At 57.2% G+C, this 17,754-nt stretch carries 15 protein-coding genes and 1 tRNA gene; 8 read left to right on the top strand and 8 right to left on the bottom strand.

The genetic code is table 11. The annotated features are described in order from the left end of the window. The first annotated feature begins 59 nt into the window (after window positions 1-59). A complete protein-coding gene (locus VOI35_RS02590) occupies window positions 60-1,490 on the top strand; it encodes a DUF262 domain-containing protein (protein ID WP_407276346.1) in 1,431 nt (476 codons plus the stop codon). After that, entirely contained in the window at window positions 1,477-3,402 is a 1,926-nt protein-coding gene (locus VOI35_RS02585; RefSeq protein WP_407276345.1) for a DUF262 domain-containing protein, read from the top strand. The genes VOI35_RS02590 and VOI35_RS02585 overlap by 14 nt, the downstream gene beginning before the upstream one ends. Before the next feature lie 182 nt (window positions 3,403-3,584). Here the strand turns inward: VOI35_RS02585 and VOI35_RS02580 are convergent. Then, a protein-coding gene (locus VOI35_RS02580; protein WP_407276344.1) for an IS3 family transposase occupies window positions 3,585-4,747 on the bottom strand; the annotation gives its coding sequence in 2 pieces (ribosomal slippage) (window positions 3,585-4,492 and window positions 4,492-4,747; 1,164 coding nt in all). Window positions 4,748-5,005: 258 nt separating this feature from the next. Next, a tRNA-Ser gene (locus VOI35_RS02575) sits at window positions 5,006-5,095 on the bottom strand. A gap of 470 nt (window positions 5,096-5,565) precedes the next feature. Here VOI35_RS02575 and VOI35_RS02570 point away from each other — a divergent pair. Further along, window positions 5,566-6,792 carry a hypothetical protein gene (locus VOI35_RS02570; RefSeq protein WP_407276343.1) on the top strand — a complete coding sequence of 409 codons (1,227 nt, stop codon included), beginning with the start codon at window positions 5,566-5,568 and terminating at the stop codon, window positions 6,790-6,792. A gap of 60 nt (window positions 6,793-6,852) precedes the next feature. Further along, window positions 6,853-8,442, top strand: coding sequence for an ArnT family glycosyltransferase (locus tag VOI35_RS02565; protein ID WP_407276342.1), 1,590 nt, complete (start codon window positions 6,853-6,855; stop codon window positions 8,440-8,442). Between the two features lie 10 nt (window positions 8,443-8,452). On the opposite strand, the gene VOI35_RS02560 is transcribed toward VOI35_RS02565, so the two are convergent. Genes VOI35_RS02560 through VOI35_RS02550 form a run of 3 tightly spaced genes read right to left on the bottom strand, consistent with a single transcriptional unit; the run spans window position 8,453 to window position 10,237 of the window. Next, window positions 8,453-8,845, bottom strand: coding sequence for a GtrA family protein (locus VOI35_RS02560; RefSeq protein ID WP_407276341.1), 393 nt, complete (start codon window positions 8,843-8,845; stop codon window positions 8,453-8,455). Then, window positions 8,842-9,843 carry a glycosyltransferase family 2 protein gene (locus tag VOI35_RS02555; protein ID WP_407276340.1) on the bottom strand — a complete coding sequence of 334 codons (1,002 nt, stop codon included), beginning with the start codon at window positions 9,841-9,843 and terminating at the stop codon, window positions 8,842-8,844. The genes VOI35_RS02560 and VOI35_RS02555 overlap by 4 nt, the downstream gene beginning before the upstream one ends. Window positions 9,844-9,892: 49 nt before the next feature. Beyond that, complete coding sequence (locus VOI35_RS02550; RefSeq protein WP_407276339.1) at window positions 9,893-10,237, bottom strand: histidine triad nucleotide-binding protein; 345 nt, start codon at window positions 10,235-10,237, stop codon at window positions 9,893-9,895. Between the two features lie 267 nt (window positions 10,238-10,504). Here VOI35_RS02550 and VOI35_RS02545 point away from each other — a divergent pair, with 267 nt between their 5' ends. Beyond that, window positions 10,505-10,813, top strand: coding sequence for a DUF485 domain-containing protein (locus VOI35_RS02545; protein WP_407276338.1), 309 nt, complete (start codon window positions 10,505-10,507; stop codon window positions 10,811-10,813). Further along, window positions 10,810-12,471 (top strand): cation acetate symporter, encoded by a 1,662-nt coding sequence (locus VOI35_RS02540; RefSeq protein ID WP_407276337.1) that lies wholly within the window; start codon window positions 10,810-10,812, stop codon window positions 12,469-12,471. The genes VOI35_RS02545 and VOI35_RS02540 overlap by 4 nt, the downstream gene beginning before the upstream one ends. A 95-nt stretch (window positions 12,472-12,566) precedes the next feature. Here the strand turns inward: VOI35_RS02540 and VOI35_RS02535 are convergent, their stop codons facing one another. Both VOI35_RS02535 and VOI35_RS02530 read right to left on the bottom strand, forming a co-directional pair. Then, complete coding sequence (locus VOI35_RS02535; RefSeq protein ID WP_407276336.1) at window positions 12,567-13,508, bottom strand: c-type cytochrome; 942 nt, start codon at window positions 13,506-13,508, stop codon at window positions 12,567-12,569. Beyond that, entirely contained in the window at window positions 13,505-14,161 is a 657-nt protein-coding gene (locus VOI35_RS02530; protein WP_407276335.1) for a c-type cytochrome, read from the bottom strand. The genes VOI35_RS02535 and VOI35_RS02530 overlap by 4 nt, the downstream gene beginning before the upstream one ends. A 264-nt stretch (window positions 14,162-14,425) precedes the next feature. Between VOI35_RS02530 and VOI35_RS02525 the strand changes: the two genes are divergently transcribed. Together VOI35_RS02525 and VOI35_RS02520 are read left to right on the top strand one after the other, a co-directional pair. Beyond that, window positions 14,426-14,617, top strand: coding sequence for a DUF2256 domain-containing protein (locus VOI35_RS02525; RefSeq protein WP_407276334.1), 192 nt, complete (start codon window positions 14,426-14,428; stop codon window positions 14,615-14,617). Continuing rightward, complete coding sequence (locus tag VOI35_RS02520; protein WP_407276333.1) at window positions 14,610-16,139, top strand: cryptochrome/photolyase family protein; 1,530 nt, start codon at window positions 14,610-14,612, stop codon at window positions 16,137-16,139. The genes VOI35_RS02525 and VOI35_RS02520 overlap by 8 nt, the downstream gene beginning before the upstream one ends. Here VOI35_RS02520 and VOI35_RS02515 read toward each other — a convergent pair. Next, on the bottom strand, window positions 16,136-17,110 hold the full coding sequence (locus VOI35_RS02515) for a complex I NDUFA9 subunit family protein (protein ID WP_407276332.1): 975 nt from the start codon (window positions 17,108-17,110) through the stop codon (window positions 16,136-16,138). The two genes, VOI35_RS02520 and VOI35_RS02515, sit on opposite strands and share 4 nt — an antisense overlap. Window positions 17,111-17,754 lie beyond the last annotated feature (644 nt).

Below are 17,754 nucleotides of genomic sequence, written 5' to 3'. Positions count from 1 at the left end.
GATGTGCCGTTCAAGACCTGATTGGCATACTGCATCAAGTTCAGTAAATGAGGAATATCATGAGCATCACCGGTACGGGCAATAGCGTCAGCGTCGAACCAACCACAGTTGGCGTTTTGCTCAACGAAGCGCTAATGATCCCTCCCTACCAGCGTCCTTACAGTTGGCGACCGGATACTGCCCTGCAGTTGCTGGATGACATCCGCGAGGCCGCACGGCAAAAGAACGACATACCCTACGTTCTGGGTGCGGTAATCCTCCACAACGACAATGGGACGTTCAACATAGTCGACGGCCAGCAGCGCCTGATTACCTTGTGCTTGTTGCTCGAACTGTTGAGTGACGCTGATAAATACAAAGACATACCCAACAAAGACACCCCGCCAATCGTGCGGGTGATCAGGGCCGTGAAGCTAGAAATCAAGCGCCCAGTGAACACTCAGCCTGACAGAGAGGGAGAAAAGGAGCCGGAAGATGAAAATAAAAAACTAGCCGAGTTCATCAAGACAAGATGCCAATTGATCCGCATCGTTACAAAAGACATCGACGAAGCCTTTCGGATATTCGACTCCCAGAACTACCGGGGCAAGCCGCTGGCACCGCACGATCTGCTCAAGGCCTATCACCTACGCGCCATGCGCAAACAAGACAGATCCCCCGCCATGACCGTGGCGCTGGTCGAAGCCTGGGAGTCTGCGGGTGATGCAGCGCTCGATCGCTTGTTCTCACGCTACCTCTACCGCATCAGCCGCTGGTTACGCGGAGAACGCGCACCGCAATTCACCGCGCAGGACATCGGTCTATTCAAGGGAATATCTCCCGACAAAGACAGCCCGCCCCACGCGCATTACCACAACCTCGCCCAAGCCACGATACCCCTGTTGACGCTGATGGGTTCGGCAGTTTGTAACGAGAAATCAAGCGCAGATGCGCAATATCGCGCCATCCAGCATGCCCGCTTCCAGTTGGACGCCCCGCTCGTGGCCGGGCACCTCTTCTTTGAGCGCATCACATTCATGCTTGCCGAGGTGAACCGCCTGACCATGGATATGTTCAGTGAGTTAAAAGGGCGCTATCAAAGTCAAGATAAGGAGTTTCCGTTCTATCGGGTCTCTGACGATGGAGCAAGAACAGAGCCCCCTCCCAGCCGCTATCGTTATGTTGCCGATCTCTACCTCGCGGTGGCGCTGTATTACACCAACAAATTCGGTGAGGAAAATTTCAGCCAAATGCGCGACCGTCTCTTCGCCTGGGCCTACGCGCCGCGGATAAAACAGTACAGAGTGCAGTACCAATCAGTCGACAACCTCGCGAGTGATTGCGACCCGCAAATATCGGCATTCAAGCTGATTCGAAACGCCGTTTCTGCTGGTGAGTTACGCGGCTTACCCATCAACATCAGTCGACCTAAGGACAGTGACAACCACCACGAAAATGAACTCGTCGACTTTCTGACATCCAAAGGATTTGAAATCAATGAACGAAACTAACCTACAAACAGAGGAACTTCGCCCCGAATTGCTGAACATCCGCAAATTGTTTAATGGTGAAGTAGGCTATACCGTGCCGATCTATCAACGCAACTACGCTTGGCAAGCGGAACAGATCGAACAGATGCTCGACGATATTAAAGATGCGTTTGAAAACCATGCTGAAGACCATGCCAAGGGATATTTCCTCGGCAATCTAATCGTCTCCAAGTTCTCCAAATTATCCAATTACGAGGTAATCGACGGCCAGCAACGGCTCACGACGCTGTATCTGTTGTTGGGCTTATTAGGCCAGAAAAGCCAGCTGGGTGGATTGCAGTACCAGTCACGCCCCCGCGCCACGACGACGCTCTCACACACTGCATCTGCTAACAATCAGACGGCAGAGGATTGCAGCGAAGATGCAGGTATTCGCGAAGGACACAAAATCATTGAACAGTATCTCAAGCGACGCATCACAAACGAAGCCAAGAAAGGATTCACCGACTTTGTTCTTGATCATGTCACCGTCGTGCGGGTGCGGCTGCCTGCCAGCACCGATTTGAATCGCTACTTCGAGATCATGAACACGCGCGGACAGCAACTCCAGCAGGTCGATATCGTCAAGGCTAGATTAATGTCGCATCTGGACGGCGACGCTGAGCTTGCCTGCTTTGCCTGGATCTGGAACGCCTGCGCCGACATGGATGCCTATGTGCAGATGACCTTGACCCCCAAAGATACGACATTGCGCCAAAAAGTTTTTGGCGACAACTGGTCCTTCGTCCAGGTGGGCAGCTTTGATGACTTGTTGAAAATTCACGAATCGCCTGGGTTCAGCGAGGGCAAATTCGACAAGGCGCGTAGGCTAGCCGATGCGATAGAAGAGTACCGCCAGATGGGCATCGATGAGGGTCGGGAAGACGATGGCACGGTACGCTTCCGTTCGATCATCTCCTTCCCTTCATTCCTGTTACATGTCCTCAAGATCGTCCTAGAGGACGATGCCACTGAAAGAGAGGGGCAACTGGACGACAAGGCGCTCGTCAAACGGTTTACCCAACTCTTGCAGGTTAAAGATCAAAAGGGACAGCGGGAAACAGCCAAACGGTTCGCTTTTGAACTGCTGCGATGCCGCAATCTGTTTGACAGCTATTTCATCAAGCGCGAACACACCGGAGCCTACATTAACGAAGGGGTTTGGTCGCTTCAAATTCTGTTCCAGAAGGAAAAAGAAAAGGCTGCGAGCTACAGGAATACCTATTCGATTGCTCAGCATGAAAAAGACGGAGACGATACCGATGTGGCAACCAGGGAGCTATTGATGCTGGAATCCATGCTGCGCGTGACCTACACCTCACCGCGAACCATGCACTGGATCACCCGGCTGCTCAAACTACTGGTCGATAAGCAAAAAGGCACAGAAATACTCGACCAATCGCTACTGATTTCTGAACTGCAAAATTACGCTCGGGATAAAGTGGCTGACGCCTACTTTGGTCCCGATGGGCAACCAAATGACTTTGGTATCGAACGCATCGTCTTCACCTACCTGGATTATCTACTGTGGAAGAATGACAGGGATAAAAAGGGCGAAAGAAAGCCGGAGTTCAGATTCACCTTCAGAAACTCGATTGAACATTTCTATCCGCAAAATCCGAGGGATGGTCAAATAGGAAAGGGCAAGGTTTCCAAAGAATACCTCGGCTGTCTGGGCAATCTTGCGCTCTTGAGCGTCAGCGACAACGCGCGGTTCAGTAACGATCTTCCGGAAACGAAAGCCGCCTACAAGCACATCATCGAGCAAAGCCCCAAACTTGCGCTAATGGCAAGCATTGCCGAAACAAAACAGTGGGGCGATCAGGAAGTGAATGATCATCACAAAGAAATGGTCAAACTCTTGAAAGACGACATCGACAAAAAGGCCAGCTAGCGCTGATTTGTTACCCAGAGCCAGTATTGGATAGCTATTTCCCAGAGGCAGGCTCGGCAAACTTCACACTGTCTGCTCGCTAACAGCATTACCATCCCACTGAATTCAAGGTCTGAGCACTGAAAGGGGCTTGCAGGTGAAGCGCGGAGCGGCCTCAATCAACCAGGCCGTGCCTGTAGTGGTCAACAAAAACCGGACAGTAAATTAAGTTTTTTCTCAGCGACGGCTGGTGGCTGTCCCTCATTGAACTGGTGAGGCCTGAACCAGTTATATCGGTGCATCAAATAATGACTGATATCACGCTGTGCTTCCTGAGTTGTCGTATAACCATTGGACGGTATCAACTCGGTTTTCAGGCTACGAAACAGCCGCTCCATTGGTGCGTTGTCCCAGCAGTTACCCCGACGACTCATGCTCTGTTGCATCCGGTAGCGCCATAGCCTCTGCCGGAACAAACGGCTGGCATATTGCCCACCCTGATCCGAATGGAACAATACCCCTTGTGGTCGACCTCGCTGCTCATGTGCCATCTCCAATGCCTTGATGACCAACGCAGCATCAGGGCTGCTCGAGAAAGCCCAACCCACCACACGACGGGCATACAAATCCAGCACGACGGCCAGGTAATGCCATCGCCCTTGAGACCAGATGTAGGTGATATCACCGCACCACACCTGATTTGGTGCGGACACATCAAATTCCCGATTCAGCCGATTGGGAATATCCGGCCGTTCAACCGTCGCCTGCTTGTACGCATGCGAGCCGGGCTGCTTGCTGATTAGGCCCTGTTCCTGCATCAGACGGCGCACCTTGAAGCGGCCAATACTTATGCCATCTTCCCGCATCATCGTCATGATACTGCGACTACCCGCAGAGCCTCGGCTCTGTGTGAATAGTGCATTCACCTGGCTGCGCAGAATCATCCGCTCAACATCAATATTCTGGCGTCTGCGTTGATACGCGTAGTAACAGGATCGGGAAATACCGAATACCGCACAGCACAATTCAACGGGCTCTTGATGGCTTAACTGGTCAATCAACGTATAGGATCGAGATTTTCCGACATCAAGAGCGCGGTAGCCTTTTTTAATATGGCCTTTTCGCGTTCAAGGCGCTGAATTTTCGCCTCAAGCTCCTGAATCTTTTGCTGCTCGGGCGTCAGCGCCTTACTCTTTGGCGTCATGCCATGACGCTCCCGCTGCAGTTGCTGCACCCACCGGCGTAGAACCGAGTCGACAACACCAACCGATCGGCTGACTTCAACCAAAGTATAGCCCTGATCCAGCACTAACAGGGCTGCTTCCCGTTTGAACTCTGTTGAAAATGTACGTCGTTGCTTGCTCATCAGACACCTCTATTCGGCGAGCATTCTCGCCTATATCAGTGTCCGGTTTGATTAGACCACTACAGAATACTTGTCAATCCACCAAGCAAGCGACTAGCTCTGATCAGGGGTGCTTTGTCATCGAAGAAATTCAGAAGAATCCAGATGGCCATGTCACCGCACTTTCCTACCAAACATTAAAGTGTGGGCATGGGTGTGGGCATGATCATCTGGATTGTTTGATATCCGCTTTGGAATCAAGCGAATGCCACCGAATAGTGGCGGAGGCTCAGGGATTCGAACCCTGGAAGGGGGTAAACCCTTGCCGGTTTTCAAGACCGGTGCATTCAACCGCTCTGCCAAACCTCCGTGATTGGATTCTCGCTCGTCTGAAGGAGCGGAATCACCGCCAGAAACCGGGAGATCTGCGGGAATCCACAGACCACAAACTTCCAGCGACCTTGCTTATTTCACTGAAACACGCATTTCAGTGGGGGATTTGCAAGGTGGCGAATGATGAATAAACGCTCCCGGCTTGTCAAGCCTAAGCACGCCCTGAGCGCTCTAGCCATATCGGATTTGCCGGGCTGATTAATTGTCCGCCTAGTCGATGTTGCTTGGCGAGGGGGTAACAGATTTTACAAAATGCGCATAATAGATATGAAATATCATAACGAATGCACTTCTCCCAACGCACTCAGCTCATTCGCATACTTTTTGCCGCCTTGTGCTGGATGGCAGCCTCCTCCTTACGGGCGGATGAATTGGTTGTCGAATCCCGATTTTACCTCGATCTTGTAGGCTATAAAGACTCAGTAGCCGGAAAGGGCGCTGGGTTTGTGCAGAATCCCAATGGGATCTTCAACACCCACAGCGATGACCTCGCCACGGGGGGTGGCCATCAGCACGGCGGTGCGCTGCATTCTGGGTTGAATTTCCGCAGCGCCGAATTTTCCTTGAGCGCGGCCTACGGGCGATATCTGGACGGGCGACTGAATATTACTACCGATGGTCGAACCATCGCGCTGGAAGAGGCTTGGTTGCGTGGGCGCGCGCGTGACTCGGGCACCGCGCTGAAATTCGGTAAGTTCTTGAGTGCGGTGGGTTGGCAAAATGCGCTGCATCCTCATGCTTGGGATTTCGTCGATCAACCACTGCCCTACCAACTCTTACTCGCCGGTGGGTTGGGCGGGAACGGCGCGCAGGCAAGCTGGGAACATCACGAATCATCTTGGCGCACGAAAATCGGGCTGGAAGCACTCACCGGGGGGAATGAGGCCATAGCTGCCCTGCGCCCCAATCCCACCGCATTCACCACTACTCAAGGGCAGAAAGTATCCGTACCTTTTGGAGTAAGACCAGATTGGCCGACCATCTGGACGGTGTTTGGCCGTCTGGCGATCTCACCGATGGCAGGGCAGGAATGGGGCGCAAATCTGGGATGGGTACATGGTCGGATGCATCAGGAATTGCATCAGTTCCATCCGGGCATCAACGATGCCGATCATGCATTGCAGGGTCACACCGACACCTTGGTGGCCGGATTGCGCTATGCCCAAATGACTGAAAAGCCAACTCAGGGCGGCTGGGATGTGATGGCGGAATATTTTTATCAACGCAAGGATTTGCTGCTCAATTTTCATCAGACCAAGCCTTGGAATATCGGCCAACCCCGCACCCTGAATGCGGACGGCTATTATGTTCAGGCGCGCTACAGAGTGACGCCGAGCTGGACGGCAGGACTCCGGTTCGATGTAACCGGTCATATTCAGGAAGCCCTGCGGGACGCCGCGCCGAATTTTTGCGCGCCGCCCTATGCCAATCTGCGCTGCCCGCGCCAAAACAGCCAGTTTGAAGGAATTTCCCGGCGTTCCGCCCTGGTCGATTGGCAGATCGATACCCGGCAATCCCTGCGACTACAAATTTCCCGCACACATAGCTCGGTTGCGCTAGACAGTAATCTCGACGGCCGGATGGAGGCGGTGAACCAGCATTTCACCCAAGCGTTCCTGCAATATCGCCTTGCATTGGGTACACCACCCAAGCACCACCGTCACGCGGATTAGCGTCAAGCCACCCCCCGGAGAGTGATACCATGCCCGGCGCCTTTTGCCGGAGATCACCCGATGCCCTCGCTGCAACCCCACAACGCATTCACCCGTACGGGGCACTGGTTATTAAATCGACCGTGGCTGATTTTGGCTCTCTATGCGCTGTGGGTGGGCTGCACGCTGAATCTGCGGGCGCTGTTCGTACCGGATGAAGGGCGTTATGTCAGCGTGGCGCTCGGCATGCTCCACAGCGGTGACTGGCTCGTTCCGCGCCTGGATGGTCTGCCTTTTTTCCACAAGCCGCCGTTGTTTTACTGGATCACGGCCGGCAGTCTCGGTGTATTCGGTGTGCACGAATGGGCGGCTCGTCTGGCGCCTTTTCTGGCGAGCCTGAGCGTCGCGGGCACCCTGTTCTGGTTCTTGAACCACCATGCCAGTCGGCGCGCCGCTGCGCTGGCGGTGTTGCTACTGGCGACATTCCCGTTATTTTTTGATGCCAGCCAGTTTGCCAGCATGGATACGCTGGTCGGCTCGTTGATTGCCATCACTGTGCTATTGCTCGCCCACGCCAGCGAACGGCTCGCCGCCGGGCAACGCGCCGGCTGGGTGCTAGTGTTGGCCTATGCGACGGCGGGGCTGGGGATGATGACCAAGGGCATGATCGGTTTTGTGCTGCCGGGCATGGCCATCACCTTCTGGATTTTGTGGCAGCGCCGTTACCGGCAACTGTACCAACTGATTTCGATCCCCGGCCTGATTGTTTTTGCTGCCCTTGTGTTGCCGTGGTTTCTGCTCATGGAGCGGCAATTCCCCGGATTTTTGCATTACACATTTATCTATCAGCAGTTTGATCGTTATTTAGACAGTACCTTCAATAACCCTCAGCCGATTTATTACTATGTTTTGGTACTGTTCGGGGGCTTGTTGCCCTGGTCTGTACTCGCGATCGGTGGCCATTTTTTCAAGCGACCCCGCGAATATCTTTATGCCAATACACCCGCCAGCCTGAGAAATCTCGGGCTGATCTGGTTGCTGAGCATCCTGGTCTTTTTCTCGATCCCGACCTCGAAACTGATCGGTTATATCCTGCCGACCGTCCCCGCCCTCACCCTGCTCGGTGCCCTGTGGCTTGATGCCGCCCTAACCCATTCGCCCGCGCCAAACCGCTGGATTCGCGCCCTCTGGCTGGGCAGCGTGATCGGTGCCAGCCTGAGCATGACTTCGGTATTCATTTTTCACCATATCGACAAAAAATCGCACAAGGCACTCACCGAACAGGTGCGGCCACAAATCAGCGCGGCAGCACGGGTGGTGTTCTACAACTATTATTTTTTTAGCGTGCCGTTCTACCTCAATCGCGCCACGCCGGTGCAGGTGACGGGGGAATGGCATGATCCGGCACTGTTCAAAACCGATGGCGCCAATACGGAGCTTTATACCTCGGCCAAATTTGATCCGGCGCGCGCGTCATCAATCCTGATTTCTACACACAAGCTGGCCGAGGAAGCCCAGGCAGCAGATCAGGGCACCGCCGCGCCGGTCTGGGTCTTCATTCATAAGGATGAAGCCGCCAAACTGCCGCTGTTGAGCGGTAAGACGCCGATCGCATCCGACCAGCGCACGGCGGTGTACTGTTTTGGTTGCGCATCCCGCGAGACGAACTGATGCCCCACAGCTAAGCTTCGGCGCGCACGAAAGCCCAATGGCGACTGGCCAGAAAAGTCCCTACGGCGACAATGCCAATCACTAGAATCAGCGCTACGGTGTAGGGCAAGGGCGTCCAGCGCAGTAAGAGAAAGAACAAGAATTCATTGAGCACGAACCCGGCGCTGGCCACTAGGGCGAACTTCGGCAGGGTCTCACGAATACGGTGGCGGTGATTCTTTTCGGCAAAACTGCCATGACGATGGCCGAAATAACTGACCCAGAATGCCACGAAGAATCCGAACGGATTTGCCCAAAGCGCCGCGAACTTCCCGTGTTGCACCAACAGCCACACCACCACCCAATGCACCAGCGCCGCAGTCAGCCCCACCAGACCAAACAGCAACACCCGGCGGGAGATCAAACGCGATCCCCTTGCGTCTCGGCGCGTGGGGCGTCCGGACGATCCGGCTGAAACGGGCTGTTGTCCTGCACCTCATCGAGCAAATACCGAGGGCGTTGCTTGACTTCGTCGTACACTCGCCCGAGGTACTCACCCAGAATCCCAATAGAAATCAACTGGATACCGCCAAACAGCATCATCCCCGCGACGATAGTCGTCCAACCGGCGACCGGTCGTTGTTCCAGAAAATACGCCAGCGTGACATACGCGCCATAACCCAAAGAAATCAGCGCCAGCACTGAACCAAACACACTCCACAGCCGCAGCGGCATATTGGAAAACGCCGTCAACCCCGTGAGCGCCAAACCGAGCAGTCGACGACCAGAGAAGGAGGATTGTCCATGCAGACGCGGGTCCGGCGTGTAGGGCAGCGCCTGCGTGCGAAAACCCACCCAGGCATAGAGCCCTTTCATGAATCGATTGCGTTCCGGCAATTGTCGCAGCGCCGCCACCACCTTGGCATCCAGCAACCGGAAATCGCTGGCATCCGCCGGCACCTGCACGACGGCGCCATAATTGATCAAGCGGTACAGTGTCAGTGAACCCACCCGCTTCCACCACGGCTCATCATCGCGGTTGGCACGCACGAGGTACACCATTTGCGCCCCCGCCCGCCAGGCGTCCAGCATGACCGGCATCATGGCAACCGGATGCTGGAGATCCGCATCGAGCAAGAACACCGCCTCGCCCCGCGCAAAATCCAGCCCCGCGCTCAACGCCGCTTCCTTGCCAAAATTGCGCGAAAGGTGCAGAACCACCAGCCCCGGCCAGTCGGCATACGCCGCCAGCACTTGCCGGGTCGCATCGCGACTGCCATCGTCCACCAGCACAATTTCCCACTGCGTCGTCAAAGCATCCAACTGTGCTTTGAGTGCCGCCAGCAATGCGGGCAGATTTTCCGCCTCGTTGAAGGCCGGCACAATGCAGGAAATACGAACTGCCCCGGTAGAATCAGACATCACTCATCACTTCGTTTAAGTTATTCATTTGAACCGCAGGAGTCGCCACTCAGCCGGGTGGCCAGCGCATGGGGCGGCCACCCAGCACATGCAGATGGAGGTGGTAGACCTCCTGCCCACCGTCATCACGGCAATTGAATATCGTGCGGTAACCGGTTTCGGCAATCCCTTCCGCCTGCGCGATTTGCCCGGCAACCACGAACAGCTCCCCGATCAGCGGCGCATCCTCGGGAGTGATGTCGTTCAGCGTCGGAATGATTTTCTTCGGAATGACCAGAATATGCACCGGCGCCTGAGGATTGATATCCCGAAAGGCCAGAATGCGTTCATTCTCGAACACAATCGTTGCCGGGATCTCTCGCCGGATGATTTTGGAAAAAATCGTTTCTTGCATAGCACACCCCCAGACGATTTCAGCAGGCATCCGCCCGTCACGGCTCCCCCTTAGGGAGTGAGGCATTGTGCCATGATCGCCCGCCATTCTGGCGGCATTAGAACATTAATCTATTTTAATGATTTTATTGACTATTTATTCGGGCGGCCAGTCGAATGCACGGAAATTGTGCGTATAATCGCCGCGCGACGCAGAGAGCCGCGCCAACGATGCCCACGCAGGAAGCGCGCCGACGGCGGGCAACCACTCATAACCAGAGGAAGCGCCATGCAACAAGATCTCGCCGAGCGGATCGCCAATGATCCGGAATTTCAACGCCTCATCCAGCGTCGCACTGCCTACGGCTGGCGGATGGCACTGATCATGATGGCTGCGTACTTCGCCTTCATTCTGGTGATTGCCTACGCGCCCGGTTTTTTTGCCACCAAAGTGGCCGCCGGCTCACCGCTCTCGCTCGGCATCACGATTGGTTTTGTGCTGATCGTTTTTGCCTTCGTGCTGACCGGGCTCTATGTACACAAGGCCAACACCGTATTTGATGCCGCCACGCGCAAGATTCAGGAGGCGCATCAATGAACTCCCCCTTGACCCTCGCGGCAGGCCTATCTGCCCTGCTCGCCGCCCTGCTGTTCTCTTCCGGCGCATTCGCAGCGGATGCCGGTGGCAAATCTGTGAACCTGCCCGCCGTCAGCATGTTTGTGCTGTTTGTGGTGTTCACGCTGCTCATCACCTGGTGGGCGGGTCGGCGAACACAAACCGCCAAAGATTTTTACGCCGCGGGCGGCAATATCACCGGCTTTCAAAACGGGTTGGCACTGGCGGGCGACTATATGTCCGCCGCCTCTTTTCTCGGCATTGCCGGTCTGGTTTATGCCAACGGCTTCGACGGGCTGATTTATTCGATCGGTTTTCTCGTCGGCTGGCCGATCATGCTGTTCCTGCTGGCCGAAAAGCTGCGCAATCTCGGTAAATACACCTTCGCGGATGTAGCCTCCTACCGGCTCGCACAAATCCCGATCCGCACCGTCGCAGCAGTCTCCTCGCTGATCGTGGTGCTGATGTATCTGATTGCGCAGATGGTCGGCGCCGGCAAGCTCATCGAGGTGCTGTTCGGCCTGCCTTATACCTACGCGGTGGTCATCGTTGGTGTGCTGATGATGGTCTATGTCACCGTCGGCGGGATGCTGGCGACCACCTGGGTGCAAATCATCAAGGCAATTCTGCTGCTCTCCGGCGCGACCTTCATGGCACTGGCGGTGCTGTATACCTTCGGCTTCGATTTCAACGCGCTGTTCAGCAAGGCCATCGAGGTCAGCCCGAAGCATGAGGCCATCATGGCGCCCGGTAGCCTGATTCACGACCCCATCTCAGCCATTTCTCTCGGACTGGCGCTGATGTTCGGCGTCGCGGGGCTGCCGCATATTCTGATGCGCTTTTTCACCGTCTCCAATGCCAAGGAAGCGCGCCGCTCGGTGTTTTTTGCTACGGGCTTTATTGGCTACTTCTACATTCTCACCTTCATCATCGGCTTTGGCGCGATCGTGCTGGTGGCGACGAATCCGCACTATCTGACGGCGGCCAATAAGCTGATCGGCGGGGATAACATGGCCGCGATTCATCTGTCGCACGCCATTGGAGGCGATATTTTCCTGGGCTTTATCTCAGCGGTGGCCTTCGCGACGATTCTGGCGGTGGTTTCCGGTCTGACTCTGGCCGGTGCTTCAGCGGTTTCGCACGATCTGTACGCCAGCGCCTTCCGTCATGGCCGGGTCGATGAGAAAACCGAAATGCGCGCCTCCCGCATCGCCACCATCGCGCTCGGCATTCTGGCCATCCTGCTCGGGATTGCCTTCGAGAAGCAAAACATTGCGTTCATGGTGGGGCTGGCCTTCGCCGTGGCGGCATCGGCAAACTTCCCGATTCTGTTTCTCTCGATCTACTGGAAAAATCTGACGACCCGGGGCGCCGTCGCTGGTGGGCTCGGTGGCCTGATCACAGCGGTCACCCTGGTGGTGCTGTCGAAAACCGTGTGGGTGGATGTGTTCCACTTCGCGGCACCAATCGTGCCGTATAAAGACCCGGCCATTTTCTCGATGCCGGTCGCCTTCCTGCTCGCCTGGCTGTTTTCGGTCACCGATCGCAGCCCGCGCGCGATGGCAGAACGCGCCTTGTTCCACCCGCAGTTCGTGCGCTCGGAAACTGGTATCGGGGCTGAAGCCGCCGCCAAGCACTAAGCGCCAACAAGCAGCCGGGCAGCGCCCCGGCAAAAGCTACAAAGCCCCGATTGCTCGGGGCTTTGCTTTTTAGGTTCCCGTCCTCGAACCGCGCATCACGGCATCGGCTTTGGCGCGCCGGTATCCCCCAGCAACACCCCATTGACCTGAGTGCCATACAGGCTGTTCGGGTTATCGTGGAATTTCGCCCGTGTTGCCGCCACCGAGCCTTGCCAACGCGGATCCTGCGGGCGTTCATGCGCATCCATGAAATAGGCCACATCCCAGGCTTCTTGCGGGCTCAAGCTATAACTCATGCCGTAGGGCATATTGGCGAAAATGAAATTGGCCGCATTTTTGATACTCCCCATCCCCGCGCCCCAGTTGAACGACTGATCGCCCCACAGCGGCGGGAAAACCACCTGACCATTGACGACCTGTCCCTGCCCCTCCGCGCCGTGGCACAGCGCACAACGCGCGGCATACACCTTCTCACCGCGCGCGTAATCCGGCGCCTGTTCGGGCTTCGGCGCGGCGGGATACCCGCGTCCGGCGGCTTTCTCATCGACAGGCAACCCTTTGGCCAGCCAGTAGGCATAAGACGACAAGGCCACCAGCACCTCACTCCCCAAGGGCGGCGGCTTGCCATTCATGCTGAAGGTAAAACAGCCTTGCAAACGCTCTTCGAAGGTATTGACCTTGTGATTTTTGCTGCGGTACGCCGGGTAGCTCACCCACGCCCCCCAGAGTGGCGCGGAACCGGCCATAGCGCCGCCGTCGGTATGACAATTCACACAATTCAACGCATTCCCCACATACTGCGGCGCGTATTTTTTGGTGTCATACATCAAATCTCGCCCCAGCTTGACCATTTTGCCAAACTCATCCGCCGGCAATTTGGCTTGATCGGGCGGGACGAAGGTCGCGCCGGTCAGCGTGGCGGCATTCGGCGCGGACGGAATCGGCGGCCCCATCGGCGCGCCCTCTGCCGCTAGGGCCCAGGTCGCCGAAACGGCCCAAACTCCCGCCACCGCGAAGATCCAGTATGCGCGATTCATTGCCCACCTCCTTGCCCTGGTTGACTCACGACCGCCGCCTTCGGCTTTTGAGCCGCCAAATACGCCGTCACCGCCTGAGTATCTTCTGCCGACATCCGCGTGGCTACCGTCTGCATCAAGCCCAGCGGATCCCCGCGCCGCGTGCCTTGCTGCCAGGCAGTGATTTGATCCGCCAGATACTTGGCCGACTGCCCCGTCAACGGCGGAAAGTGCTGCGGCACACCCACGCCCTCCGCCGCATGACAACGAAAGCAGGCTGGTACGCCCTTCGCCAGGTCACCATACTGCGCCAACCACGCCCCCCGCTCGAGCAGGGCGGCTTCCGGCGGACTGCCGGCCGCCTCGGTCGGTACCGGCAAGCTGGCGTAATACGCGGCCAGTGTTTGAATCGCCTCGGGGCTCAAAGGCTTGGCCATGCCCGCCATGATGGCATTCTGCCGTTTACCGTCCGCAAAATGCTGCAACTGCTCCGCGAGATACCCGGCAGGCAAACCGGCCAGTCGCGGATAGTTCGCCGCGGGCATTCCCTGCCCCTGCGCCCCATGACAGGCGGCGCAACTGGCCGCCTCCGGCGGGGGTGCGGCCGCAGCGAAGGTACTCCAAACCAGCCCCAGCAGGCCGGTTGCCAACCATTGTGGATATGAACCCATCATCGATCGCTCCTTACCGGGCTCATGCCCCGCCGCTCGTCTACACTCAGGTGAGATCAAAACATAGTTCACTAATACCATGCCACCCATTTGTGTCGTCTGGTTTAAACGGGATCTACGGGCTGCCTACGCAAACGATTCGGCGCGCGCGCACAGCGCCAACATCATGCAGCGCCACGGCAGCCGTAAAAAACGCAGCGAGCCGCGCGCACCGCGCCCGCGCGAATCGGCGCCCCCGGCGCAACTGAGCCTGCTGGACATCTCCTCATGACCGCCCTCGATCCTCGGCGCCGACGCGCCCATGACAAGGCCGATTTACCGACCAAATGCTGTCCGGTCTGCCAACGCCCGTTCGTCTGGCGCAAGAAATGGGCGCGGGACTGGGATCAGGTGCGTTACTGCTCGGAAGCCTGCCGACGCAAAAAATCCACCGCGACGCCGCAGGTTTTCCATGAATAATCTGGTTCTCGTGCTGGGCGACCAGCTCAATCCAGAGTCCGCCGCGCTGGACGGGTTCGAACCGGAGCGGGATGCGCTCTGGATGGCGGAAGTCGCGGAAGAAAGCACCCATGTGTGGTCGCACAAGGCACGCATCGCGCTGTTTCTATCGGCCATGCGCCACTTCGCTGCAGCCCAGCGCCAGCTCGGGCGGCAGGTGGTGTATTGGTCGCTTGAAACGCACCGCCATCAAACGCTCGCGGAGGCACTCAGCGCCACCCTGAGGCAAACCCGACCGACACGACTCAAACTGGTGCGCCCCGGCGATTGGCGCGTGACCCAACACATCGAACAGACCGCCCGCGAACACGGCCTACCGATTACTTGGTGCGAAGATCGACACTTCATCATGCCGTTGGAGCGGTTTGCCGACTGGGCCGATCATCGGCGGCAATGGCGCATGGAGTATTGGTATCGCGAAGTCCGCCGCGCCACCGGCTTGCTAATGGCCGACGGCGAGCCGATTGGCGGCCAATGGAATTTCGATGCGGAGAATCGCGGCGCCTTCCCCGCCACCGGTCCCGGCTGGATTCCGCCCCCCGAGCGTTTCCCGCCCGATGCCATCACTCAAGAAGTGCTCAGCCTGGTTGACACGCGCTTTACCGATCATCCGGGGTCACTGGACGCCTTCGACTGGCCGGTCACCCCTGAACAAGCCCAAGCGGCGCTCGAAAATTTCATTGCCGAGCGACTACCCGCCTTTGGCGCGGTGCAGGATGCAATGTGGCAAGACGAACCCTGGCTTTACCACAGCCGGCTCTCGGCCGCCCTGAACCTGCGCTTGATCGACCCACTCAGCGTGTGCCGCGCCGCCGAAGCCGCCTACCATCGTGGTCATGCCCCACTCGCGGCGGTCGAAGGATTTATCCGGCAAATCGCCGGCTGGCGCGAATTTGTGCGCGGGCTTTACCACCGCTGGATGCCGGACTGGCTCGACTGGAACAACCTGGAGGCGCACGCGGCTCTGCCGGAATTTTTCTGGACGGGGCAGACGGAGATGAATTGTCTCGGGCAAACCCTCGGGCAAACCCTCAAATTCGGTTACGCGCACCACATTCAACGGTTGATGGTCACCGGACTGTACAGCCTGCTGCTCGGCGTTCATCCCCGCGCCATTCATGCCTGGTATCTCGCGGTATATGTCGATGCCGTCGAGTGGGTGGAACTCCCCAATGTGATCGGCATGAGCCAGTTTGCCGATGGCGGACGCATGGCCTCGAAACCGTATATTGCCAGCGGCCAATATATCGACCGCATGAGCAATTACTGTCATCACTGCCGCTATGACCCCAAACAGGCGCTCGGCTCGGTGGCCTGCCCGTTCACCACGCTCTACTGGGATTTTCTCGATCGGCACGAAGCGCGCTTTGCCGGGCATCCCCGGCTGGGACAACAGGTGCGGAATCTGGCGCGCAAATCCGCAGAAGAACGGGCAGCGATTCGTGCCGCCGCCGACCAGATCCGGGCGAATACCAGCCGCTAGCGCGCACGCAGATAACCCGGCGCAACGGATTCCAGCGTCGTTGGCTGGGGCGCACAGCCGGGCGGGCAAACGCTCGGGATTTGCAGCGAGGCAAAGTTATCGCGCGTAAACGGCTGCCCCGGCACCCGTTCCAGCAAGCGTGCCTGCAAACGCGCCGCCCAGTCGGGCAACCCGATCACCCAACGCGGATGACCCGCCGCCGCGGCTGCATACGCCACCAACGCCCGCAGGCTGTACTGCGTGGGGCCGCATAAATCCAATCGCTGCCCAACGCTGTTCTGATCGCGAATCGCGCGCACCATCACCGAAGCCACATCCCCCACGAACACCGGCGCAAAACGCGCCTCAGCGCAGGCCAGCGGGAAGATGCCGGGCATCAGCGCGGCGAGGCGGGCGAAGCGATTCAAAAACGCATCTTCCGCACCGAAGATCACCGACGGACGAAAACTCGTCACCGCAATCCCCTGCGCCGCGCCAAAGGCATGCGCCCAATCTTCGGCCGCGCCCTTGGATCGCAAATAAAAACTCGTGCCCCGCTCGGCATCTGCCTGCAACGCGCTCATGTGCAGATACCGCGGAATGCCCGCCTCATGTGCGGCCGTCAATGCCTGCTGGGTAAAGCGGACATGCGCTGCGGCAAACCCCCGGCCATCATGCCCGCGCTCATTCAGAATGCCGACCAGATTCACCAGCACGGCGTGACCGGCCATCACGGCAGAGAGCGGCGCAGCCGCCCGCGGTGTTGCCCAATCACTGGCCGCAGGCGCCGACCCATCCACTAACCGCACCCCGCGCCATAACTGCATATCCCGATGCCGAGCGCTATGCCGGGTCGGAATCGTCACCGCATAGCCCGCCGCCACGAGGGCGCGGGTCAAATATCGCCCGACGAACCCGGTGCCCCCCAGCACCACCACCCGAGGGGCTTGAACACCCAAGGCGCCCCCGTGTGCTGTGATCGATTGGCTCATGATTGACTCCTTTTCTAAGGTAGCACTGAATAAATCCATCCATGGATTTATTCAGCAAGCCTCGTCGCGGTGGGCTTACGCCAGCTACGCGTTCATGTCCGCGACGGTCTTCACGAATCAACGACTTATGTCGTTGATCGTGTTGGGGCATCCTGCCCCAAGCGGGAAGCGCTGATTTAATCAGCGCTTCCCTAAGTAAATTTTTTATTATCAATGAGTTAAATAGTTCCACGCTGGGCACATCCCGCCCCCTCACAGGATGTTGAAAAAGGGTTTTCCTCCCCATTTTCAACTCGGCTGATCCCTCCTCTTCGGCTTCTCCGACATCCCTGTCGGAGACCCTGCGGGTTCTGCCTACGAGAGCGTCGCGGCAGGCTTACGCCAGCTTAACGCGAAGCTGACGAAATCCGCGACGACCTCATAAGATCAATAACTTAACGCGATTGATCTTCGTGCAAGCCATCCATGGCTTGCCATACCAGGCCGTTGAAAAGAGTTTTTCAACGATCCGCTAACAGTCAGCGCAGCATCAATCAACGCTGACCTAATCATTTTTTTGTTCATTAAAAATAGTGCATTCCATCGATCCTGCCCGATTGACTTCGATAAAATTTTTAAGAAAATGCGAAGCGTTCTCATTTGTA

The sequence above is a fragment of the Halothiobacillus sp. DCM-1 genome (genome assembly GCF_045689735.1).
Lineage (GTDB): Bacteria > Pseudomonadota > Gammaproteobacteria > Halothiobacillales > Halothiobacillaceae > Halothiobacillus.
This window is presented reverse-complemented; position numbering and strand designations above follow the sequence as displayed.

What these genes read in the sequence shown, in the direction of transcription:
- VOI35_RS02590 (WP_407276346.1), top strand. Translation starts at nt 60, where the DNA reads ATGAGCATCACCGGTACGGGCAATAGCGTCAGCGTCGAACCAACCACA.
- VOI35_RS02585 (WP_407276345.1), top strand. Translation starts at nt 1,477, where the DNA reads ATGAACGAAACTAACCTACAAACAGAGGAACTTCGCCCCGAATTGCTG.
- VOI35_RS02565 (WP_407276342.1), top strand. Translation starts at nt 6,853, where the DNA reads ATGCCCTCGCTGCAACCCCACAACGCATTCACCCGTACGGGGCACTGG.
- VOI35_RS02555 (WP_407276340.1), bottom strand. Translation starts at nt 9,843, where the DNA reads ATGTCTGATTCTACCGGGGCAGTTCGTATTTCCTGCATTGTGCCGGCC.
- VOI35_RS02550 (WP_407276339.1), bottom strand. Translation starts at nt 10,237, where the DNA reads ATGCAAGAAACGATTTTTTCCAAAATCATCCGGCGAGAGATCCCGGCA.
- VOI35_RS02545 (WP_407276338.1), top strand. Translation starts at nt 10,505, where the DNA reads ATGCAACAAGATCTCGCCGAGCGGATCGCCAATGATCCGGAATTTCAA.
- VOI35_RS02540 (WP_407276337.1), top strand. Translation starts at nt 10,810, where the DNA reads ATGAACTCCCCCTTGACCCTCGCGGCAGGCCTATCTGCCCTGCTCGCC.
- VOI35_RS02535 (WP_407276336.1), bottom strand. Translation starts at nt 13,508, where the DNA reads ATGAATCGCGCATACTGGATCTTCGCGGTGGCGGGAGTTTGGGCCGTT.
- VOI35_RS02530 (WP_407276335.1), bottom strand. Translation starts at nt 14,161, where the DNA reads ATGATGGGTTCATATCCACAATGGTTGGCAACCGGCCTGCTGGGGCTG.
- VOI35_RS02525 (WP_407276334.1), top strand. Translation starts at nt 14,426, where the DNA reads ATGACCGCCCTCGATCCTCGGCGCCGACGCGCCCATGACAAGGCCGAT.
- VOI35_RS02520 (WP_407276333.1), top strand. Translation starts at nt 14,610, where the DNA reads ATGAATAATCTGGTTCTCGTGCTGGGCGACCAGCTCAATCCAGAGTCC.
- VOI35_RS02515 (WP_407276332.1), bottom strand. Translation starts at nt 17,110, where the DNA reads ATGAGCCAATCGATCACAGCACACGGGGGCGCCTTGGGTGTTCAAGCC.